Annotated in this window: 20 protein-coding genes; 18 read left to right on the forward strand and 2 right to left on the reverse strand. The window is 54.6% G+C overall.

Annotation, left to right across the window (positions count from 1 at the left end; genetic code table 11):
• Nucleotides 1-96: 96 nt before the first annotated feature.
• The 17 genes from BCV73_RS31430 to BCV73_RS35260 all read left to right on the forward strand — a co-directional run bounded on the left by BCV73_RS31430 (nucleotide 97) and on the right by BCV73_RS35260 (nucleotide 19,172).
• A complete protein-coding gene (locus BCV73_RS31430) occupies nucleotides 97-294 on the forward strand; it encodes a cold shock domain-containing protein (RefSeq protein WP_018887618.1) in 198 nt (65 codons plus the stop codon).
• Nucleotides 295-578: 284 nt separating this feature from the next.
• Entirely contained in the window at nucleotides 579-1,157 is a 579-nt protein-coding gene (hpf, locus tag BCV73_RS31435; protein WP_089549754.1) for a ribosome hibernation-promoting factor, HPF/YfiA family, read from the forward strand.
• Nucleotides 1,158-1,604: 447 nt separating this feature from the next.
• Nucleotides 1,605-4,112 (forward strand): preprotein translocase subunit SecA, encoded by a 2,508-nt coding sequence (gene secA, locus BCV73_RS31440; protein WP_089549755.1) that lies wholly within the window; start codon nucleotides 1,605-1,607, stop codon nucleotides 4,110-4,112.
• Between the two features lie 185 nt (nucleotides 4,113-4,297).
• Nucleotides 4,298-5,411, forward strand: a protein-coding gene (prfB, locus tag BCV73_RS31445) for a peptide chain release factor 2 (RefSeq protein ID WP_143811917.1) whose coding sequence is annotated in 2 segments (ribosomal slippage) — nucleotides 4,298-4,369 and nucleotides 4,371-5,411 — 1,113 coding nt in all. Because the reading frame shifts where the segments join, the coding sequence is not laid out codon by codon here.
• Between the two features lie 128 nt (nucleotides 5,412-5,539).
• Nucleotides 5,540-6,427, forward strand: coding sequence for a YitT family protein (locus tag BCV73_RS31450; protein WP_089549757.1), 888 nt, complete (start codon nucleotides 5,540-5,542; stop codon nucleotides 6,425-6,427).
• A 425-nt stretch (nucleotides 6,428-6,852) separates the two neighbouring features.
• Complete coding sequence (argC, locus tag BCV73_RS31455; RefSeq protein ID WP_089549758.1) at nucleotides 6,853-7,917, forward strand: N-acetyl-gamma-glutamyl-phosphate reductase; 1,065 nt, start codon at nucleotides 6,853-6,855, stop codon at nucleotides 7,915-7,917.
• 17 nt (nucleotides 7,918-7,934) lie between these two features.
• The gene (argJ, locus tag BCV73_RS31460; protein WP_089549759.1) at nucleotides 7,935-9,164 is read left to right on the forward strand and encodes a bifunctional glutamate N-acetyltransferase/amino-acid acetyltransferase ArgJ; all 1,230 of its coding nucleotides are present in this window, start codon (nucleotides 7,935-7,937) and stop codon (nucleotides 9,162-9,164) included.
• A 33-nt stretch (nucleotides 9,165-9,197) separates the two neighbouring features.
• A complete protein-coding gene (gene argB, locus BCV73_RS31465) occupies nucleotides 9,198-10,031 on the forward strand; it encodes an acetylglutamate kinase (protein WP_089549760.1) in 834 nt (277 codons plus the stop codon).
• 90 nt (nucleotides 10,032-10,121) lie between these two features.
• Nucleotides 10,122-11,318, forward strand: a complete 1,197-nt coding sequence (locus BCV73_RS31470) for an acetylornithine transaminase (RefSeq protein ID WP_089549761.1) — start codon at nucleotides 10,122-10,124, stop codon at nucleotides 11,316-11,318.
• 47 nt (nucleotides 11,319-11,365) lie between these two features.
• On the forward strand, nucleotides 11,366-12,322 hold the full coding sequence (gene argF / locus BCV73_RS31475; protein ID WP_089550484.1) for an ornithine carbamoyltransferase: 957 nt from the start codon (nucleotides 11,366-11,368) through the stop codon (nucleotides 12,320-12,322).
• Between the two features lie 26 nt (nucleotides 12,323-12,348).
• Nucleotides 12,349-13,581 carry an argininosuccinate synthase gene (locus BCV73_RS31480; protein WP_076174549.1) on the forward strand — a complete coding sequence of 411 codons (1,233 nt, stop codon included), beginning with the start codon at nucleotides 12,349-12,351 and terminating at the stop codon, nucleotides 13,579-13,581.
• 109 nt (nucleotides 13,582-13,690) lie between these two features.
• Nucleotides 13,691-15,094 carry an argininosuccinate lyase gene (gene argH, locus BCV73_RS31485; protein ID WP_089549762.1) on the forward strand — a complete coding sequence of 468 codons (1,404 nt, stop codon included), beginning with the start codon at nucleotides 13,691-13,693 and terminating at the stop codon, nucleotides 15,092-15,094.
• Between the two features lie 149 nt (nucleotides 15,095-15,243).
• Nucleotides 15,244-15,879, forward strand: a complete 636-nt coding sequence (locus BCV73_RS31490; RefSeq protein ID WP_089549763.1) for a YhbD family protein — start codon at nucleotides 15,244-15,246, stop codon at nucleotides 15,877-15,879.
• A 4-nt stretch (nucleotides 15,880-15,883) separates the two neighbouring features.
• Nucleotides 15,884-16,609: a hypothetical protein gene (locus BCV73_RS31495; protein WP_089549764.1), complete on the forward strand. Its 726-nt coding sequence runs from the start codon at nucleotides 15,884-15,886 to the stop codon at nucleotides 16,607-16,609.
• Nucleotides 16,610-16,743: 134 nt separating this feature from the next.
• A complete protein-coding gene (locus BCV73_RS31500; protein WP_089549765.1) occupies nucleotides 16,744-17,481 on the forward strand; it encodes a hypothetical protein in 738 nt (245 codons plus the stop codon).
• A gap of 37 nt (nucleotides 17,482-17,518) precedes the next feature.
• Entirely contained in the window at nucleotides 17,519-19,051 is a 1,533-nt protein-coding gene (locus BCV73_RS31505; RefSeq protein ID WP_089549766.1) for an MDR family MFS transporter, read from the forward strand.
• Nucleotides 19,035-19,172: a hypothetical protein gene (locus BCV73_RS35260; protein ID WP_179232105.1), complete on the forward strand. Its 138-nt coding sequence runs from the start codon at nucleotides 19,035-19,037 to the stop codon at nucleotides 19,170-19,172. The genes BCV73_RS31505 and BCV73_RS35260 overlap by 17 nt, the downstream gene beginning before the upstream one ends.
• Here the strand turns inward: BCV73_RS35260 and dnaN are convergent.
• Both dnaN and BCV73_RS31515 read right to left on the reverse strand, forming a co-directional pair.
• The gene (gene dnaN / locus BCV73_RS31510; RefSeq protein WP_089549767.1) at nucleotides 19,165-20,292 is read right to left on the reverse strand and encodes a DNA polymerase III subunit beta; all 1,128 of its coding nucleotides are present in this window, start codon (nucleotides 20,290-20,292) and stop codon (nucleotides 19,165-19,167) included. The two genes, BCV73_RS35260 and dnaN, sit on opposite strands and share 8 nt — an antisense overlap.
• A gap of 9 nt (nucleotides 20,293-20,301) precedes the next feature.
• Complete coding sequence (locus BCV73_RS31515) at nucleotides 20,302-20,547, reverse strand: hypothetical protein (RefSeq protein ID WP_256993066.1); 246 nt, start codon at nucleotides 20,545-20,547, stop codon at nucleotides 20,302-20,304.
• A gap of 167 nt (nucleotides 20,548-20,714) precedes the next feature.
• Between BCV73_RS31515 and BCV73_RS35265 the strand changes: the two genes are divergently transcribed.
• Nucleotides 20,715-20,870, forward strand: coding sequence for a hypothetical protein (locus tag BCV73_RS35265; RefSeq protein WP_163882621.1), 156 nt, complete (start codon nucleotides 20,715-20,717; stop codon nucleotides 20,868-20,870).
• Nucleotides 20,871-20,879: the final 9 nt, after the last annotated feature.

Consider the following 20,879-nt stretch of genomic DNA (forward strand, 5'->3'; position numbering starts at 1 on the left):
TTTCCATTCCAATTGACAATGGACAAGTTTGGGTGGTATATTCAGGAATGTGGGCGTAAGTCACACTTTATTTGACGACGAAGGGAATGTTAGTGCATGCAAGGTAAAGTTAAATGGTTCAACGCAGAAAAAGGTTATGGCTTCATCGAGACTGCTGAAGGTGGCGACGTATTCGTACACTTCTCCGCAATCCAATCTGAAGGCTTCAAGACTTTGGAAGAAGGTCAAGACGTTGAATTCGACATCGTCGAAGGCGCTCGTGGACCGCAAGCAGCTAACGTAATCAAATTATAATCATCCGGCAAGGCCGACCTACATATACGGTTCGATGGTTAAGTAATTGAAGAACGGTAGCGATAAGACCCTGGATCTCCAGGGTCTTTCTTTGTGTTCCGGCGGATTTTACCACGATCGAGCCTGTTTCATTTCCTCCTGGGCGGTTAAGGAATTTTACCCTGCTTTAGGCGGACAGCGGGGGTGAGTAAAGGGCTTTCATTTGGCGGACAGCCGCCTGAAAACGCCTTTTTACTTAGCGTTAACAATTGTGATATAATGGAACTGCAAAGGAGGAGTGCCCTATGAATTTAGCTATTCGAGGTCAACAAATCGAGGTTACTGACGCTTTGAAGGACTATGTCGACAAGAAGCTCAGCAGGCTTGAGAAGTATTTCGATGCACCCCCCGCCTCAGATGGAAATGTGACACTTGGAGTTACTAGAGGTTTGCACAGTGTGGAGGTAACGATTCCGCTCCCTGGAGTGATGCTCCGGGCCGAAGACCGCAGCGATGACATGTATGCATCCATTGATGCCGTCGTGGACAAGCTGGAACGCCAAATCCGCAAACACAAGACCAAGCTCAACCGCAAGTTCCGCCAGGAAGGAAGCCTGAAGATGCTGTTCACGGAAGAAGCCGCGACCGGTACCGGCCTGCTGCCGACGATGACGGAGGAAGAGCACGACGAACTGGAAGTGGTCCGCACGAAGCGCTTCACCCTGAAGCCAATGGACGTGGAAGAAGCCATTTTGCAGATGAACATGGTCGGACATAATTTCTTTGTTTTTTCGAACATTGATACTCAGGAAGTGAATGTCGTTTACAAACGGAATGATGGAAAATACGGTTTGATCGAGCAAAATGAAGGCAGCGCGTATTAACAAAATGACGGTCCGTTGTAACAATTTTCATGATTATGTAAATATTTATTGAGTTTCGAGTAAAAAAAGAGCCCTTGTCCTGCAACGGATGGGGCTCTTCGTGCGTATATAAATAGAGGCCGTTTGTAAGGGCTGTAAGTTGTTGCGGCATCTCTTACAAACTGTTACAATTTATGCAAACCCGTTTTTATTTTAATTACCGGTTTGAACACGATTGGAATGAACTTCAAGCAGTTGCATTTTGTCTGTATGAAGCCGATTCTGTCCGGATCAATTTCAACAAGCAGCAGATCTTCAATACTCCTGTATGAATCGATTCTTTCTGAATCCATCTCATTCAGCCGGTGTCTGTGTGAATTGGTTCATGAAGAATCTATTTCATTTGAACATAACCCTGAAATAACTGAAGTTGATTCTAACAATTGTTTTGCGCGAAAGGGGTTAACCATGCTAGGTATTGTCAAAAAAATCTTCGGTGACGTCAACGATCGTGAGGTCAAGCGTCTGATGAAGACGGTTGATCAGATCAACAAATTAGAGCCGGAATTCGTCAACCTTTCCGATGAGCAGCTGAAAGGGAAGACGGAGGAGTTCCGTGCGCGTCTGGAGAAGGGTGAAACCCTCGATGATCTCCTGCCTGAAGCGTTTGCCACCGTACGCGAAGCATCCAAGCGCGTGCTCGGTAAGCGTCATTACGACGTTCAGCTGGTTGGCGGCATGACGCTGCACGAAGGCAAGATCGCCGAAATGAAGACCGGTGAAGGGAAGACGCTGGTAGGCACCCTGCCGGTATACCTGAACGCCCTGCTCGGCAAAGGTGTGCACGTGGTCACCGTCAACGACTATCTCGCTCAGCGGGACAGCGCGGAAATGGGACAAATTTACGAATTCCTGGGCATGACCGTCGGGGTGAACCTGAGCGGCATGGACCATGCGGATAAACAAGTGGCATATGCCTGTGATATTACGTACGGTACGAACAACGAGTTTGGTTTTGACTACCTGCGTGACAACATGGTGCTGTATAAGGAACAAATGGTGCAGCGCCCGCTATACTTCTGTACGATTGACGAAGTGGACTCGATTCTGATCGATGAGGCGCGTACGCCGCTGATCATCTCAGGACAAGCCCAAAAGTCGACGGAGCTGTATTACGTAGCGGACCGCTTTGTGAAGCAGCTGCAGAAGGAAGAGGACTATACGGTCGATATTAAGGTCAAATCCGTTGCTCTGACGGAAAAGGGTGTTGCTAAAGCGGAACGCGCTTTTGGCATCGAGAACCTGTATGACCACAGCCATATTACGCTGAACCACCACATCGTGCAGGCTCTGAAGGCGAACGTCATCATGCGCCGCGACGTCGACTACGTCGTGACAGAGGACGAAGTGGTGATCGTCGACGAGTTTACGGGCCGCCTGATGGCGGGACGCCGTTACAGCGACGGTCTGCACCAGGCGATCGAAGCGAAGGAAGGCATCGAGGTGCAGAACGAGAGCATGACGCTCGCGACGATTACCTTCCAGAACTACTTCCGGATGTACCGCAAGCTGGCCGGCATGACCGGTACGGCGAAGACAGAGGAAGAAGAATTCAAGAAAATTTACGGCCTGGAAGTTATCCAGGTACCGACAAACAAACCAAACCAGCGGAACGACATGCCGGACATCGTGTACAAGAGTGTGAACGGCAAGTTCAAGGCCGTTGTCGACGAAATCGTGGAACGCCACAAAAAGAACCAGCCGGTGCTGGTTGGTACGGTATCCATCGAGAACTCCGAGCTCATTTCGGATATGCTGAAGCGTAAGGGCATCAAGCACCAGGTGCTGAATGCCAAGTATCATGCCGAAGAAGCGGACATTATCTCCCGCGCCGGTCAGCCGGGTACGGTCACGATCGCGACCAACATGGCTGGACGGGGTACCGATATTTTGCTCGGTGAAGGTGTGGCTGATGTGGGCGGTCTGCATATCATTGGTACGGAGCGCCACGAATCTCGCCGGATCGATAACCAGCTACGCGGCCGTGCCGGACGCCAGGGCGACCCGGGCTCGACGCAGTTCTACCTGTCGCTGGGCGATGAACTCATGAAGCGGTTCGGCGCCGACAACGTGCTGAACATGATGGAACGCCTCGGTTTCGAGGAAGATCAGCCGATTGAGAGCAAGATGATTACCCGTGCGGTCGAATCCGCGCAAAAACGCGTCGAAGGCAACAACTTCGACCTGCGGAAGGTCGTCCTCCAATACGACGACGTCATGAACCAGCAGCGTGAGATCATCTACAAGCAACGCCGTGAAATTCTGGAATCCGACAACATCAAGGATATCGTCATGGAGATGATCAAGCCGGTCATTGACCGTGCGGTCGAAGTACACTGCTCCGACGATATTCCGGAAAACTGGGAGCTCCAGGAAGTGGCTGATTACGTCAACAGCAAGCTCCTCGACGAAGGCTCGATTACCCGCGACGATCTGTGGGGCAAAGAGGTTGAGGAGATTGAAGAGTTTATCTTCGATAAGGTGAAGAAGAAGTACGACGAGCGCGAAGAGCGGATCGGTTCCGAGCTGGTACGTGAGTTCGAGAAAGTTATCGTGCTTCGCTCCGTCGACAGCAAGTGGATGGACCACATCGACGCGATGGATCAGCTCCGTCAAGGTATCCACCTCCGTGCATACGGCGGTACGGATCCGCTCCGCGAATACCAATTCGAGGGCTTCGAGATGTTCAACACGATGACGGCCAGCATCCAGGAGGAAGTGGCCATGTACGTGATGAAGGCCCACATCGAAGCGAACCAGGAGCGCCAGGCAGTTGTGGAAGAGAGCAAGGTTTCCACGAATGGCGAGCCGACCGAGAAGAAGCCGGTGCAAGTCGGCGAACAGATCGGACGCAACGATTTGTGCCCTTGCGGCAGCGGCAAGAAGTACAAACACTGCCACGGTCAAGAAGCATAAGATAATATAGAAGCAAATGTTAAAGTCATTCATACAACAGCCGTTTCTTAGGCAACCCTAAGAAGCGGAGCCAAAACTCCCTTAAACCGGGAGACCCAATGCAGGCGTTGCTCTGAAGAGGAGGGCGGCTGCAGGGTCTTTCCGCTTAAGGGAGTTTATGTCGATAAAGAGGTGAAGAGTAAAACATGTTAGATCCAAGCGTTAAGCACGACCTGAGGGAAATTGCAACGAAACTCACCAATCTTAGGGGGTCTCTTTGACTTAGATCTGAAGCAGGAAATGATCGCGAACTTCGAAGAGAAAATGTCGGCTCCCGACTTTTGGGATGACAACGAAAAGGCTCAATCGGTCATCGCGGAAATGAACGCCGTGAAGTCATCGGTTGACGAGTATGAGAAACTGCAGCAGGAATACGACGACGCCTCCATGATGGCGGAGCTGGCCGACGAGGAAGGCGACGAATCACTGGCCGCCGAAATCGCCGAAGCGGTTGAGTCGTTAATGAAGAAGCTGGATGATTTCGAACTCAAGCTGCTGCTGAGCCAGCCTTACGATAAAATGAACGCTATTCTCGAGCTTCACCCGGGTGCCGGCGGCACCGAGTCCCAGGATTGGGGACAGATGCTGCTGCGGATGTACACCCGCTGGGCAGAGAAGCATGGCTTCAAAGTAGAAACCCTGGACTATCTGCCGGGTGACGAGGCCGGGATCAAGAGCGTTACGCTGCTGATCAAAGGCTTTAACGCATACGGCTATCTGAAAGCCGAGAAGGGCGTGCACCGTCTGGTGCGGATCTCGCCGTTCGACTCATCGGGACGACGCCATACGTCGTTCGTCTCCTGCGATGTCGTGCCGGAGATTACCGAGGACGTCGACGTGGAGATCCGGACAGAGGATCTCAAGATCGATACGTACCGGGCCAGCGGCGCCGGCGGTCAGCACATTAACACGACGGACTCCGCGGTACGGATTACGCACATCCCGACGGGCGTGGTCGTGACCTGTCAGAACGAACGCTCGCAGATCAAAAACCGGGAGCGCGCAATGACAATGCTTCGCTCGAAGCTGTACGAGCGCAAACTCGAAGAGCAGCAAAAACAGCTGGATGAAATCCGAGGAGAACAGTCGGATATTGCCTGGGGCAGCCAGATTCGCTCCTACGTGTTTCATCCCTATAGTATGGTAAAGGACCACCGCACTTCAGTGGAGACCGGCAATGTCGGCGCTGTCATGGACGGGGACCTGGATCTGTTCATCGACGGTTATTTGCGCAGCCAAATTAAGGTGGAAACCGAATAAAACCAAGTGAATTCCTACACGCTATTCGTGTAGGAATTTTTTGGTGTAAAGGACTGATTTTAGCATTCCAGAAGTCTTTGGCTGCGTGATGGCCGATTTATATTTTAGGTAAGGAGAGAAAATTGTTCATGTCGCAGAAGTCATCGAACCGCAGAAAGGCATCGCTGCCTATGAGCGGACCCCAGCGGCACGTGGTGGACACACTGCTCATCATTGTCGGTTCCTTTATTATCGCTTTAGGGTTTAATTTGTTTTTCCTGCCGAATGGCATTGCTTCCGGTGGGGTATCCGGGATTTCCGTGCTGACCGAAGCCTGGTTTGGCATGGAGCCAGCCTTTGCCCAGTGGGCGCTCAACATTCCGTTGTTTATCCTAGGCATCCTGCTGCTCGGAAAAAATTACGGCATTCGCTCGCTGCTGGGCAGCGTGGTGCTGCCTTTGTTCGTCTATTTGACGAAGGACTGGCCGCTGCCGACGAGCAACCCGCTGCTCGCTTCGATTTACGGCGGGATTGCGGTCGGTCTTGGCATCGGGATCGTGTACCGGGGACGGGGCTCTACCGGCGGACTGACGACGCTGGCCCAAATTATCCAGAAGTACAGCGGACTGAGCTTTTCCCTGTGCGTTGTGATCCTGGACGGGTCAGTTATTATTTTGGCCGCATGTACGTTGTCGTTGGAGAAGGCGCTGTATGCACTGGTGGGACTGTATGTCACCGGCAAGGTGATCGACGCCATTGAGCTGGGCTTCAATTACTCGAAGGTGGCCTATATCATCTCGGACCATATCGAACCGATAACGGCGGCAGTGCTGAAGGACCTGGACCGCGGCTGTACCAAGCTGAACGCCACCGGCGGCTATACCGGGACGGACCGGACTGTGCTGATGGTCGTCATCGGCCAGAGCGAAACGACGCGGCTGAAGACGCTGGTGCAGTCGGTGGACCCGGAGGCTTTTGTTATCATCAGCAATGCGCATGAGGTGCTGGGCGAGGGCTTTAAGCTGCAGGGCAGCTGAGCATTTTTTTCACCATCCATCATCGTTTAATAATGAACAACAAAAAGAGGCGAACAGTTATCCATGCGTGGCTGGACAGCCTCTTTTTCATTATGAAGAAGTCGGGGGATGTTCAGATGTTCCCGCCCGTCCGAATCTTACCGGCATCAAAAAATAAACGACCATCACACGCCACAAGGGCGGTTCGGGATCAACGCATGTATCACTCCATAGGAATGAATTTGGTCGGACCTTGAGCAGGGTCTTTTTTTCTTGGAGATCGAAAGGTATATATGCTGGGAACATAGGAGGCAGGAGCGGATAAGCCCTTACAGGATAAGGGAAATTCGTTCCAAAGTGTTGTATTTATATAAAAGCGGTCGTATAATAATACATAATTATTCATGATTTATACAGAAGCGGCAGTAGAGAGGGGAACGCGGGGAATGGGAGAACACGGTACTGGGGAGAAGGTTAGGATTGCGATCGTCGGTTCAACCGGCTACGGCGGGGTTGAGCTGATCCGGCTGCTGCAGGGGCATCCCAAAGCAGTCATTACGTCAGTGATTTCATCATCGAGCGCGGGAACGCCGATTTCGGAAGGTTTTCCGCATTTAACGGATATTATCGTGCAAAATTTGGACGGTACCGATCCGAAGGAAATCGCCGCCAAGGCGGATGTCGTCTTTACGGCTACCCCTTCGGGCGTGAGCTCCAAGCTGGTGCCGGGTTTGCTGGAAGAGGGGCTTAAGGTCATTGATTTGTCCGGGGATTTCCGGATCAAGGACGGCGCCACGTACGAAAAATGGTATAAGCACACCGCGCCGGATGCGGCCTATTTGGACCAAGCCGTTTTCGGATTGTGCGAGCTGTTTGGAGAAGAAGTCGCCGGCAAGGACTTTATTTCCAATCCCGGCTGTTACCCGACGGCTACTTTGCTCGGTCTGGTTCCGGCCATCAGCGCCGGCTGGATTAACCCGAACAGCATTATCATCGATGCCAAGTCCGGCGTATCGGGTTCGGGACGCGGAACGAGCTTGACGACCCATTTTGCGGAAATTAATGAAAATTTCAAAGCTTACAAAGTGAATAAGCATCAGCATATCCCGGAAATTGAGCAGGTGCTTAGCCAAGTGGCCGGTGAGCAGGTGACCGTGACGTTTACGACCCAACTGGTGCCGATGACCCGGGGCATTATGAGCACGATGTATGCAAACTTGAACGGCGTATATAACGACGAAGATTTTGTGGAGCTGTACCGGCAGTATTACCAAGGACGGTCGTTCGTGCGCGTGCGCGACACCGGCATTTGGCCGGCGACGAAGGAAGTGCTGGGCTCCAATTATTGCGATATCGGTTTTGCGGCGGATCCGCGGACGGGCCGGGTCACCATTATTTCGGTCATTGACAATATCGTCAAAGGTGCGGCAGGCCAGGCGATACAGAACCTGAATCTGATGATGGGATGGGAGGAGAATCTCGGACTCGGCTATACTCCGGTGTATCCGTAAGCGGGATGAACATAGACATGGGACAATTAACGACGTTTACGCAGGTGAAGGACGGATCGATCGTCACGCCGAAAGGTTTTTCGGCGGGAGGCGTGCACTGCGGACTCAAGAAGACGGATCGCCATGACCTTGGCGCGATCCTGTGCGAGGTGCCGGCCGTGGCTGCGGCCGTGTACACCACGAATGTGTTTCAAGCGGCACCGCTGAAGGTGACGCGCGAGAGCTTGCAGAACGGTACGCTGCAGGCTGTGATCGTGAACAGCGGCAACGCCAACGCGTGCACCGGGCAGCAGGGCGAAGCCGATGCCTATGACATGCGGGCGGCCGCAGCCCGCCACCTCGGCGTGGCGGAGCAGGACGTGGCTGTCGCGTCCACGGGCGTGATCGGCGAGCTGCTCAAGATGGACCGCGTGAACGCGGGCATCGAATCGCTGCCGCCGCGGCTCAGCAGCGCCAATTCGGGCGCGGAGGACTTCTCGCAGGCGATCCTCACCACAGACCTGGTGAAAAAAGAAGCCTGCGTATCGGTGTTGGTGAACGGCAAAGAGGTAACGATTGGCGGCGCGGCGAAGGGTTCGGGGATGATTCATCCGAACATGGCGACGATGCTCGCTTTTATGACGACGGACGCGGCCATTGACCAGGAAGCACTGCAGCAGCTGATGCGGCAGGCGACGGACGTGACGTTCAACATGATTACGGTAGACGGCGACACGAGCACAAATGACATGCTGATCGCCATGGCCAGCGGACTGGCGGGGAACGAAGTACTGACGCCGGCGCATCCGGACTGGGAGCCGTTTGCCGAAGGGTTTACGTATGTGTGCCGGAGCTTGGCCCAAGCGATTGCGCGGGACGGTGAAGGCGCGACGAAGCTGGTCGAAGTCAGCGTCACCGGCGCAGTCAGCGACCTGTCGGCGCGGGCGATTGCCAAGACGGTCATTGGTTCGAGCCTGGTCAAATCGGCTGTGTTTGGTGCCGATGCCAACTGGGGACGGATCATCGCTGCCGTCGGGCGTGCGGGCGAGCCGGTAAATCCGGAGACGGTCGACATCCGGCTTGGCGATATCAGCGTATTGGAACAATCGCGTCCGGTCGTTTTTGATGAAGATGAAGCGTTGGCTTACTTGAAAGGGGACACCGTCCGTATCGTCGTGGATCTGCACGGCGGAGCCGGGCAAGCCACCGCCTGGGGCTGCGATTTGACTTATGACTACGTACGGATCAATGCGGCTTACCGGACATAAGGCGAAGGCAGCTGCAGGGGAGAGTGAATGCATATGAAGACGCTGGAGAATGAGCAGGGCTCCCATATTGGGGCGGATGGCCAGCAGACGTTTGTCATGAAGTGCGGGGGAAGCACGCTGGCGGCACTGCCGGATTCCTTCTTTGAGGATCTGAAGCAGCTGCAGCAGCAGGGCGTGCAGCCGGTCATCGTCCATGGGGGCGGTCCGGCCATTTCGGACAATCTCGCCAAGCTGGGCATTGAAACGGAATTCGTGAACGGCCTGCGAAAGACGACCGAGGACGTCCTCGATGTCGTGGAGATGGTGTTGGCCGGAACGATCAACAAGCAGATCGTGCGGCGGATTCAGAGCACGGGCGGCCGGGCTCTTGGCCTGTCGGGCGTCGACGGGGGACTGATCCAGGCCGAGCCGGTTGCCAACGCAGCCGAGGTTGGCCATGTCGGCGACGTGACCTATGTGGAATCGGCGATCGTTAAAGGCATTACGGCCATGGGCTACATGCCGGTTATCGCACCGGTCGGGGTGGACGCGGCCGGGCAGCGTTACAACATTAACGCCGATACCGCGGCTGGCGCCGTCGCTTCCCATCTGGGAGTCGACCGGATGATCGTGGTCACGGACGTGCCCGGCATCCTGAAAGCCGTGGACGGCGAGAAGCAGGTGCTGCCGTCGGTGACGGTGCAGCAAATCGAAGACATGATCGCCAGCGGCGACATTTACGGCGGCATGATTCCGAAAGTTCGGGCCGCGGTGAGCTGCATTCAAGGAGACGTGCAGGAAGTCGTCATCGTGGACGGCAGTGAGCCCCGGGTACTGAGCCGGGTGCTGCAGGGTGAAGTGTTGGGTACCCGCATCGTGCGGGATTAAGATAAAGGTACTTTGAATTTACATCGATAAACGTTTTTATTACAGGGGCACAGGGAGGACCTGCGGCTCCGGGAGAAGGAGTGAATAGGGATGAGCGCAAGCGAACAGGCAAGCTCATTGTTTCAGAACTATGCCAGATATCCGGTCAGCCTGGTGAAAGGGCAAGGGAGCTGGCTGTGGGACGATAAAGGGAACAAATACCTCGACTTTATGTGCGGTATAGCGGTGACCAATCTGGGCCATGCGCCGAAAAAAGTGACCGAGAAGCTGAAAGCTCAGCTGGATGAGCTGTGGCATGTATCGAACCTGTTTCACATTCCGAACCAGGAAAAAGCAGCTTCTCTGCTGACGGCGAACAGCTGCGCGGATGCGGTGTTCTTCTGCAACAGCGGCGCCGAAGCGAACGAAGCGGCCATCAAGCTGGCCCGCCGCTACCACCAGAAAGTGAAAGGCTCGGGACGCTTTGAAATCATCACCTTCCATCAATCCTTCCACGGACGCACGCTGGCTACCCTGACGGCGACCGGCCAGGACAAGGTAAAAGACGGCTTCCTGCCGCTGCCTGCCGGCTTCAAGAGCGTACCGCTGCATGATCTGGATGCGCTGAAAGCAGCTATTGGACCGGATACGGCCGCGATCATGATCGAGATGGTGCTGGCAGAAGGCGGCGTGCTTGTCGTGCAGCCGGACTTCCTGAAGGCAGTGAAGGCGCTGTGCGAACAGCATGGGCTTCTGCTCATCTTTGACGAGGTGCAGACCGGCATGGGACGTACAGGCAAGCTGTTTGCGTATGAGCATTACGGCATTGAGCCGGATATTTTCACACTCGCCAAAGGCATTGCCAGCGGGTTCCCGGCAGGAGCAATGCTCGGCAAAGGCTATCTGAAAGACGCGTTTACGCCGGGCAGCCACGGTTCTACCTTCGGCGGCACGCCGATCGCGACGGCAGCGATGATCGCCACGATCGAGACGATTCTCGAAGATCAGCTGCCGCAGCGCGCCGCGGACATGGGCGAGTATTTGATCCAGCAGCTGAACGAAAAGGTGGCTGTGCATCCTTTTGTCAATGATGTGCGCGGCTTGGGGCTGCTCATCGGCATCGAGTGCCAGGAGCCGGTAAACGACATCGTGCTGGAAGGGCAGAAACGCGGGCTGCTGTTCGTGACCGCCGGTCCGAACGTGATCCGCCTGCTTCCAAACCTGTATATTTCCAAAGAAGAAATCGATCAGGCCGTCTGCATGATTGCCGAGCTGATCCATGATCATACCGCAGTAAACAAGGCGTAGCCGGGCAGCATTAGAGCATGCACTGATAAAGGAGGACGTAAACGATGTTGAGCCAAACCGGGCTGCTGCAGGATATCGACCTGAAGGGAAGAGACCTGCTGGAGCTCGACGATTATACACCGGAAGAAATTCAGTACTTGATCGATCTGGCGATCGAACTCAAGCGCAAGCAGAAAAACGGCGAGGAATACCAGCCACTGAAGGGCAAAACGATCGGACTTATTTTCGAAAAATCATCCACCCGTACCCGGGTATCGTTCGAAGTGGGGGCGTTCCAGCTCGGAGCCCACGCGCTCTTTTTAAGCAAAAACGACATCCAGCTCGGACGCGGAGAAATTATCAGCGATACGGCGCAGGTGCTGTCGCGTTACCTGGACGGCATCATGATCCGTACCTTCGGGCATCACAATGTGACGGATCTGGCGAAATACGCCTCCGTTCCGGTGATCAACGGCCTGAGCGATCTGGCGCATCCGTGCCAGGTGCTGGCGGACTACCAGACGATTTATGAGCACAAGGGCCAGCTGAAAGGCCTGAAGCTCGCCTACATCGGCGACGGTAACAACATGGCCCATTCCTTGATGATCGGCGGCGCCAAGCTGGGCGTGAACGTATCGATCGCAAGTCCGGAAGGGTACACCCCGGATCCGGCCGTGGTGAAGGCAAGCCAAGAGATCGCCAAGGAGAGCGGCGCGCAAATCGTCGTTACGCACAGTCCGGAAGAAGCGGTGAAGGACGCGGACGTCATTTATACCGACGTATGGGCCAGCATGGGCTTTGAGGAAGAGCAGAAGGTCCGCGAGGCGGCGTTCAAAAACTATCAAGTCGACGAGAAGCTGGCGCAGTTGGCGAAGGCAGACTACCTGTTCATGCACTGCCTGCCGGCACACCGTGGGGAAGAAGTGAGCGAAGGGGTCATCGACGGCAAAAACTCGGTTATTTTCGACCAGGCCGAAAACCGTCTGCATGCGCAAAAAGCGCTGATGGCCGCATTGATGGGTTAAGATTAGTCAGGAGAGGGAGTTAAGACATGGCAAAAGAAAAGATCGTACTGGCGTATTCCGGAGGTCTGGATACGTCGGTCATTCTAAAGTGGCTCAAGGAAACGTATGATGCCGAAATCATCGCATTTACGGCCGATATCGGACAGAAGGAAGAACTGGACGGTTTGGAAGAAAAGGCACTGGCTACCGGCGCCTCGAAAGTATACATTGACGATCTGCGCGACGAGTTCGCACAGGATTTCATCTTCCCGATGTTCCAATCGGGAGCGCTGTATGAAGGGCAGTACCTGCTCGGCACGAGTATTGCGCGCCCGCTGATCGCAAAGCGCATGGTGGACATCGCCCGCGCGGAAGGCGCAACGGCAATCGCGCACGGCGCAACGGGCAAAGGGAATGACCAGGTGCGTTTCGAGCTGGCGGCTGCGGCCCTGGCTCCAGACATCAAAGTTATCGCTCCATGGCGTCTTGAAGAGTTCCGTAACGAGTTTCCGGGACGCGCGGAAATGATCGCTTTTGCCGAGAAGCACGGCATTCCGGTAACAGCCTCTGCGGCGAAGCCTTATTCGATGGACCGCAACCTGCTGCATATCAGCTATGAGAGCGGCGTACTTGAGGATCCTTGGTTCGATGCCAGCGCTCCGGAAAATAAAGACATGTACCTGCTCAGCGTGTCTCCTGAAGATGCGCCGGATGAGGCGGAATATGTGGAGCTCGATTTTGTGCAGGGCAACTGCGTCGCCATTAACGGTGAGAAGCTGAACCCGCTGGCCGTAATGGAGCGCCTCAACGAGCTTGGCGGCAAGCACGGCATCGGCCGCGTGGACATGGTGGAGAACCGCTTTGTCGGCATGAAGAGCCGCGGCGTGTATGAAACGCCAGGGGGCACGATCCTGTTCACCGCGCACCGCAAAATGGAATCGATCACGATGGACCGCGAAGTGATGAACCTGCGCGACAGCCTGATCACCCGTTACAGCACGCTCGTGTACAACGGCTTCTGGTTCGCACCGGAACGTCTGGCACTGCAGGCGCTCGTAACCGAAAGCCAGAAGAACGTGACCGGTACAGTGCGCGTGAAGCTGTACAAGGGCAACATCATCGCTGCCGGCGTGAAGAGCCCGGTCAGCCTGTACAACCCGGACATCGCCACGATGGAAGCCGATCCGACCCAAGCATACGATCAAGGGGATGCTACCGGCTTCATCCATTTGAACGCCCTGCGTCTTAAAGTCGGCACAGGCGTGGCACAGAACAAATAATTTTTCCATGATATAATCAACAGCACAAGCATGTCGTAGGGAGGCCGTTCCTTGTCGGTCACGGGAAGGAGCGGCCCTCTGCTGTCAAGCAAGAGGGGAGAGAACGATAGTGGGCAAACTGTGGGGAGGGCGCTTTACGAAGCAGACGAACCATCTGGTAGACGAATATACGGCTTCGATCGGTTTTGACCAGGCGCTCGCCGAGGAGGATATTCAAGGCAGCCTGGCTCATGTGACGATGCTGGGCAAATGCGGAATCGTTCCGCAGGAAGACGTGGAGACGATCAAGGCGGGGCTGCAAACCGTGCTGGACAAAATTCGCCGCGGCGAAATCGAGTTTTCGGTGGCGGACGAGGATATCCATATGAACGTGGAGAAAAATCTGATCGCCGAGATCGGCCCTGTCGGCGGCAAGCTGCATACGGGACGCAGCCGGAACGATCAGGTGGCGACCGACATGCACCTGTATTTGCGCAAACGAGTCGTCGAGCTGGCCGGCATGCTGCATGAGCTGCAAAAATCGCTGATCGGACAAGCAAGGGACAACCTGGATACGATCATTCCTGGGTATACGCATCTGCAGCGGGCACAGCCGATTCTGTTCGCCCATCATCTGATGGCGTACGTGTCCATGTTCCAGCGCGATATTGAGCGCCTTATGGACAGCTACAAGCGCATTAACGTCCTGCCGCTCGGCGCCGGCGCCCTGGCCGGGACGACGTTCCCGATCGACCGCCATTTCGTTGCGGAGCAGCTGCAGTTTGACCGGGTCTACGAGAACAGTCTGGATGCGGTCAGCGACCGCGATTTTATCGTGGAGTTCCTGTCCCACGCGTCCATCATTATGATGCATCTCTCCCGCCTGTCCGAAGAGCTGGTGCTGTGGAGCAGCACGGAGTTTAACTTCATCGAGCTGGACGACGCCTTCTGTACTGGCAGCAGCATCATGCCGCAGAAGAAAAACCCGGACGTGCCGGAGCTCGTTCGTGGTAAAACCGGCCGCGTGTACGGCAACCTGATGGGCCTTCTGACGGTGCTCAAGTCGCTGCCTTTGGCGTACAACAAGGATATGCAGGAAGACAAGGAAGGCATGTTCGACACGGTGGCCACGCTGGAGGGGGCCCTGCAGCTGTTTGCGCCGATGATCGCGACGATGAAGGTGAACAAGAGCCGCATGCGCGAAGCGGTCAACCAGGACTTCTCGAACGCGACGGACATCGCCGACTTCCTCGTGGGCAAAGGGCTGCCGTTCCGCCAGGCGCATGAAGTCATCGGCAAAACGGTGCTGTACTGCATCCAGCAGGGCAAGTACCTGCTTGACCTGACGATGGAGGAGTTCCAGCAGTTCTCGCCGCTGTTCGACGACACGATTTATGAGGTGCTGCGGCCGGAAACCGTCGTGAACGCCCGCAATGTTTACGGGGGCACGGCGACGGATCAGGTGGCTGAGGCGATTAAACGCGGTGAGGTGCTGCTCAGCATGACTGAGCAGTGGCTTGCCGAGCATGTATAAACGATAAATTGCAGATCAGAAATAGCAGATAGAAAAGGCGCTTCCCTTGTGGAGGCGTCTTTTTTCGTTGGGTCCCCCCATATTTTTTATTTGCCGTATTTACAACGTAACAATGTTATGTTACATTATTTCTGCGAGGAGGATGTGCAATGAACGAAGAAGAGATTTCCAAAAAGGATCTGCTGGAACTGACCGGGATTTCCTATGGACAGCTGTACCGCTGGAAGCGGAAAAACCTCATTCCCGAGGAATGGTTTATCCGCAAGTCTTCCTTTACGGGACAGGAGACCTTTTTTCCAAAGCAAAAAATACTGCAGCGCATAGACCGCATTCTCAATATGAAGGACGGTTTGTCCCTCGACGAGCTGGCCGATGTGTTTTCACCGAGCTCTGGCGAAGTATCGATCACCCCAGGCGAGCTTTTACAACGTAACATTGTTACAAATATGACGCTGGATCTGTTTGAACAGGAGCTGGGGAAGCAGGACGTGCTGACGTTCGCCGACATTCTCTCGGTCTATGTACTGGAGAAGCTGCTCAAGAGCGGAGAAATAACCCGGGATGAAGGCAAGATGCTGTTATCCCTCATGCGGGATCATTACGCTAAAGTGGCAAGCAGACCGTGCGAGCTGGCGCTCGTCCGCAAAATGGGCGTGCCGCTGCTGCTGCTCATCGAGACTACCGAGCATGTATATGTGGACCGGGATGCCAAGTGGGTGTTCCGCCTGCCTTTAAGGGGCTGTATCGAGGAATTGAAATTAAAAATCAACCAATCGGAGGTTTGAGGCGATGGAGCGGGAACAAAGACATGACATGTCGATGTCGGGCATCGGGACGGTGGCGTCCGGTGTGTATAAAACGGTTAGGATTGACGGGATCAGCAAGGTGAAGGGAGATATCGACTGCATTACGCTGGATTCCAACGGCACCCTGAACATTTCGGGTTCGGTGCTTGGGGAAACGGTCAAGATCAACGGGACGATGTCGATCGGCGGCCATTTATCGGCCGAACGTTTGATTCTGGACGGCATGGGATCGGTCAAAGAGATGACCCGCTGCAGCGAATCGGCTGCGATCAACGGCCAGGTCACCCTGGAAAAGGGACTCAACAGTGAGAAAGTGGAAGTGTCGGGCAGTCTGAAGTCGAGAGGGGACGTGCAGTGCGAGGTGCTTTCGGTTCACGGCGGCTTTAACGTGGATGGGCTGGTGAACGCCGGCGAGATCGACTTGAAGATGAGCCTGGCCAGCAAAGCCAAGGAAATTGGCGGGGATCATATTACCGTGCGCCGGTTGAAGAAAGCGCCTATTTTGCTGCAGTTGGCCCCGGTCTTCAACAACCGTCTGAAGGCTGATCTCATTGAAGGGGACTTCGTGGACCTGGAATATACCGAAGCGGATGTCGTCCGCGGCAGCGAAGTACGGATCGGCCCCGGCTGCAAAATCGGCAGAGTCGAATACAAGGTCGACTTCAAGCGGGACGGAGACGCTCAGGTCGGATCGGCGAAGCAGATCTGAATCAGCGTTGAAGCAGATCTGAATCTGCACTGAAATCGGCTGGCAGCAATCGAGCAAAGTTCCAATACGGGGCATGAGACAACATTCAGGGAATGCCCGGATGACCGGGTATTCATATAAGGGAGGAAAAGGTCATGACGGCAAATGGAAACCGCCAAGGACTTGGCGATATCAAAATAACGGGCAGCGGGAGCTCGGGAGGCGGAACCTTTAACCAGGTCAAAATTATGGGTGACGCGGAAATCAGCAGTACGGCGGATTGCGGGCTATTTAAATGCCTGGGCACGGCTCAGGTGAACGGCTCCCTGATCGCGGAAACCGCATCCGTCAACGGAACGCTGAACGTCCGGGAGAACCTTCAGGGCGGACTGCTGAAGTCTCAGGGCGAGGTAAGCGTGTCCGGGGATCTGCAGTTGAAAAGCATCAGCATTAACGGCGAGCTGGCCGTCGGCGGCAATGTGTCTTCGGAGTTCGTCAAGATCAACGGCGGCCTTCGGGCGGCGTCCGGCCAGACGGAGGAGCTGCTCGTGCGGGGCGTAGTGGAAGTCCCGGGTATGCTGAACGGCGAGCTCGTCGAGATCAAAATGTATGGACCGAGCCGGATTGGAGAGCTCGTAGGTGCCAAGATCACCGTCAAGAAAGGGTTGGAGATTCCGCTGTTCGGGAAGATGACTTCCCATTACGACGGCGGGGATCTGAGCGCGGAGAGCATTGAAGGCGACGTCGTTTATCTGGAGAACACCAAGGCTGCCGTCGTCCGGGGAAGAAGGGTGAACATCGGCAGCGGATGCGAGATCGGACTGGTGGAATATACGGACGAATTCAAGCAGGACACGGCGGCAAGTGTAGGCCGGTTTGTCCGGCTGGGATAGGATATTTTACAAACAATATAAAGGGGTAGTGCGTGATATGGCAGAGAAAAAGAACAGGCTGGGTCTGATCGTCGCCGGTCTGCTGCTCGGTGTGCTGATCGCCGCGATGGACAACACGATCGTCTCGACCGCAATGGGGACGATCGTCGGCGAGCTGGGCGGTCTGGATCAATTCGTCTGGGTCACCTCCGCGTATATGGTGGCAGAGATGGCCGGCATGCCGATCTTCGGCAAATTGTCCGATATGTATGGAAGGAAAAGATTTTTCGTATTCGGGATCATCATGTTCCTGCTGGGTTCGGCCTTGTGCGGGACGGCGCACAGCATTACCGAGCTGAGCATTTACCGCGCGATTCAGGGAATCGGCGGCGGGGCGCTGGTACCGATTGCATTTACGATCGTGTTTGATATTTTCCCGGTGGAGTCCAGAGGCAAGATGGCGGGCATGTTTGGCGCCGTATTCGGGGTGTCGAGCTTGTTCGGGCCGCTTCTCGGAGCGTATATCACCGATTATCTGGAGTGGCGCTGGATTTTCTATATTAACCTGCCTTTAGGCATTGCAGCCTTTCTGCTGGTGGTGCTGTTCTATCATGAGTCTCATGAGCATTCCAAGCAAAAGATCGACATTTGGGGAGCCGCTACGCTGGTGGGCTCCGTGGTCAGCCTGATGTTCGCGCTGGAGCTGGGCGGCAGCAAATACGCCTGGGATTCACCGGTCATTATCGGACTGTTCGCCGCGTTTGCCGTGCTGATGATCGTCTTCCTGGCCGTGGAGGCCAAGGTGTCTGAACCGATCGTGTCCTACGACATGTTCCGCAAAAGACTGTTCGCCTTCAGCAGCGCAGCGGCCTTGTTCTATGGGGCGGCTTTCATTACCGCAGCCGTGTACATTCCAATTTTCGTGCAAGGGGTCATGGGTGGGAATGCAACTAACTCCGGATTGATACTACTTCCGATGACGCTGAGTTCCGTAGTTGCCTCGCAAGTAGGGGGCATGCTGTCCACCAAAATGTCATTCCGCAGCGTCATGATCCTGTCGGCAATCATTTTCGGCGGCGGCATGCTGCTGCTCGGCACGATTACGCCGGAGACAACGCGGACGATGCTGTCCATCTATATGCTGGTCGCCGGCTTCGGGATGGGATTTTCATTCTCCGTGCTCGGGATGTCGGCCATTCAGGGCGTGGATGCCAGACAGCGGGGCTCGGCCAACTCGACGATCTCCTTCCTGCGCTCGCTCGGAATGACCGTGGGGATTACGATCTTCGGCATCATCCAGCGAAACGACTTTCATGACCGGCTGAGCAGTACCCTGGGCGGAGCTTCCGGCCAGAATATGCCGGCCACGATGGATCCGCAGCAAATGCTTTCACCGGAGCGCAGAGCGCTCATCCCGGCACCGATCATGGAGAAGATCAGCAGCGCGCTGTCCGTCTCCGTGGACCATGCGTTCCTGTGGGCCGTAATACCGGCGGCGCTGGCGCTCGTTTCGGTCTCCCTGATGGGCGGATCACGGCTGCAAATGTCCCAGATGGGACCGGGAGCGCGTAAGGATGGGGCGCATCATTAATAGAAGCGTGATTTGGAAAATTTCTTTCTTGGAAGTAAAGAAGCTGGGGCGTGCCCTGGCTTCTTCTTTATTTTGGCAGGTGCTTGCAATTTATGGTGCTTGTATCTATGTATCTATGTAGCTCTAGTCCTTAGCGGAGTGATCAGATAAACCAGGGACTCATTTTTAGAAGCAGCAGTAACAATGAGGGGTTTTAAAGGACTTGCATATTGAATGCTGATCCATTCGCTGTCAATTACACGTATGATGTCCTGCATATACTTCCCGTTGAAAGCAATACGAAATGGCTCCCCTTTAAAATCCTGCACAGGAGTAGTCTCATGAACATCGCCAACTTCTGGCGTATTGGAGCTTAATTCCAAGGAGTGGGGTGTTCCATTCAGCAGAACCGTTTGTCCGCCTGCAACCAAATTAACCCGCTCGATCGCGCTGAGAAAGGCTGCTGAGGAAACCCGAACTTCTGTTACATATGTGGCGTTGATCATCGTATCCATTGGCGGGAAGGATCCGGTTATTAGAGGAATGTAAGCCGCGAGATCTTGATTCTGTATAACCATCCGGTGATTGCTGAAGGAGATCCGCAGCTTCTCTCCGGACAGCAGCTTGGAGACATGCTTTAAATATGAGGAAGGTATGATGGCCTCAACTTCATTGCTCAGATTGCGGTTAAGAAGGATTGTGCATGAAGCCAGGCGCACACCGTCTGTAGCCATCAGCTTCATTGAACCATTTGCAATGTGAAACAGGGTGCCGGTTAATACTGGCCTGGCTTCATTGGATCTGGCGGATGCAAAAACGACCTGCTGAACCATTTTTTTAAATTGAGAGCTCGATAGCTCCACATCCAACAGGTGGTTTCCGAGGTCTGGAACGGAACAGCTATCATCTGGATCCATTCCGTAGAGTCGGAATAAAGTACTGCCCGAGCTAATCTTTAATAGGAAAGGCGGCTGTGTTTCCAGGGTCACCACTCCGGCAGGCAGCTTGCGAAGCATGTCCGCAAATAAACGCGAAGGCACGGCAATGGACTCCGTTTGACAGTGTCCCTCATCGAGTGGAAGCTTGGCTTGAATGACCATTCCCGAGCTTGTTCCTGATGCAAGAGTCAGTCCATTCAGACTCGTATGTAAATGAATCATAGAGTTCTGCGGTTGTGCCGAGGATACCGACGCTGCGACGGCAACCTGTTGAACGGTTTGAGCCAGAAGATCACCTGGGATACGGACGAACACGGGCGTCACCTTTTTCTATTAATTTTGGTCGGAAAAATAATGTTCGATCATTCCACGCAGAACTTCAGACCGAGTAAACTGATGGTCGTCGCAGTAGGCATCAAGGCGGCTCCATGTTGCCTCGGATAAAGTTAACGATACTTTGCGGGTCGTCCCGATCCCTTTTCTGCCTGCTCCTCGGCGCGCTCCGCCACGGGTAAACATGAAGCTCAACTGCCCTTCCTTATCGGGGATGCCGATTTTCACTTTGTTTTGCCGCTCCATGATCATGCCTCCTGTTTGAATAAGGTAACCTTTTTCAAATATTTTCTAATTCTAATCTATCACAGTTCGAGAGTGTTGGGCAAGAAGCACTCCTTTTAGCGCCAAGCGAATCAACCCACCCAAAACGGGGTATAAAAGGGTAAAAGAATCGAAAAGGAGTGAGCGTTATGAAAATCATTATTACGCAGGCGGAAGCGGTAGAGAAGGGCATCTGGGGCGAAGTCATGAAGATGTTCGGCGTCGAGGCCGAGGAGGAAGTGTGGCCGAGCGAGGAGTACATTTTGACGGAGGAGCAGGCGCGCCGGATCGGGATTATTCAGTAGAGCTCACAT

This window comes from Paenibacillus sp. SSG-1, assembly GCF_002224835.1.
Classification (GTDB): Bacteria; Bacillota; Bacilli; order Paenibacillales; family Paenibacillaceae; genus Paenibacillus_AQ; species Paenibacillus_AQ favisporus.

What these genes read in the sequence shown, in the direction of transcription:
- BCV73_RS31430 (WP_018887618.1), top strand. Translation starts at nt 97, where the DNA reads ATGCAAGGTAAAGTTAAATGGTTCAACGCAGAAAAAGGTTATGGCTTC.
- hpf (WP_089549754.1), top strand. Translation starts at nt 579, where the DNA reads ATGAATTTAGCTATTCGAGGTCAACAAATCGAGGTTACTGACGCTTTG.
- secA (WP_089549755.1), top strand. Translation starts at nt 1,605, where the DNA reads ATGCTAGGTATTGTCAAAAAAATCTTCGGTGACGTCAACGATCGTGAG.
- BCV73_RS31450 (WP_089549757.1), top strand. Translation starts at nt 5,540, where the DNA reads ATGTCGCAGAAGTCATCGAACCGCAGAAAGGCATCGCTGCCTATGAGC.
- argC (WP_089549758.1), top strand. Translation starts at nt 6,853, where the DNA reads ATGGGAGAACACGGTACTGGGGAGAAGGTTAGGATTGCGATCGTCGGT.
- argJ (WP_089549759.1), top strand. Translation starts at nt 7,935, where the DNA reads ATGGGACAATTAACGACGTTTACGCAGGTGAAGGACGGATCGATCGTC.
- argB (WP_089549760.1), top strand. Translation starts at nt 9,198, where the DNA reads ATGAAGACGCTGGAGAATGAGCAGGGCTCCCATATTGGGGCGGATGGC.
- BCV73_RS31470 (WP_089549761.1), top strand. Translation starts at nt 10,122, where the DNA reads ATGAGCGCAAGCGAACAGGCAAGCTCATTGTTTCAGAACTATGCCAGA.
- BCV73_RS31480 (WP_076174549.1), top strand. Translation starts at nt 12,349, where the DNA reads ATGGCAAAAGAAAAGATCGTACTGGCGTATTCCGGAGGTCTGGATACG.
- BCV73_RS31490 (WP_089549763.1), top strand. Translation starts at nt 15,244, where the DNA reads ATGAACGAAGAAGAGATTTCCAAAAAGGATCTGCTGGAACTGACCGGG.
- BCV73_RS31495 (WP_089549764.1), top strand. Translation starts at nt 15,884, where the DNA reads ATGGAGCGGGAACAAAGACATGACATGTCGATGTCGGGCATCGGGACG.
- BCV73_RS31500 (WP_089549765.1), top strand. Translation starts at nt 16,744, where the DNA reads ATGACGGCAAATGGAAACCGCCAAGGACTTGGCGATATCAAAATAACG.
- BCV73_RS31505 (WP_089549766.1), top strand. Translation starts at nt 17,519, where the DNA reads ATGGCAGAGAAAAAGAACAGGCTGGGTCTGATCGTCGCCGGTCTGCTG.
- BCV73_RS35260 (WP_179232105.1), top strand. Translation starts at nt 19,035, where the DNA reads ATGGGGCGCATCATTAATAGAAGCGTGATTTGGAAAATTTCTTTCTTG.
- BCV73_RS31515 (WP_256993066.1), bottom strand. Translation starts at nt 20,547, where the DNA reads ATGGAGCGGCAAAACAAAGTGAAAATCGGCATCCCCGATAAGGAAGGG.
- BCV73_RS35265 (WP_163882621.1), top strand. Translation starts at nt 20,715, where the DNA reads ATGAAAATCATTATTACGCAGGCGGAAGCGGTAGAGAAGGGCATCTGG.